The 242-nt window shown below is 53.3% G+C and carries 1 protein-coding gene; it reads right to left on the bottom strand.

Features of this window, described 5'->3' with window-relative positions; genetic code table 11:
* Nucleotides 1-242 (bottom strand): aldo/keto reductase (locus tag FDX22_RS19645; RefSeq protein ID WP_186805358.1); only part of this gene is annotated, 242 nt, incomplete at both ends.

Below are 242 nucleotides of genomic sequence, written 5' to 3'. Positions count from 1 at the left end.
TCAACAACGATATCGTTGCGCGGCAGCTTTTTCAGCGCCTGACCGACAATCACTTCACTGTTGCCAAAGTTGTAGCCTGGCGCGGTATCAATCAGATTGATACCGCAGCGATGCGCCTCAACAATGGTATCAATACAGACCTGCAGGTCGAGATCGCCGTTCCACGCCGGACCGCCACCAATCGCCCAGGTGCCTAATCCCATGCGGGAAAGCGTAATATCCGTACTGCCTAAAGGAATCAT

It is taken from the genome of Citrobacter sp. TBCS-14 (assembly GCF_005280805.1).
Classification (GTDB): Bacteria; Pseudomonadota; Gammaproteobacteria; order Enterobacterales; family Enterobacteriaceae; genus Citrobacter; species Citrobacter gillenii.
Note: the sequence above shows the minus strand (reverse complement) of the source record. Positions and strands in the feature narration are given on the sequence as shown.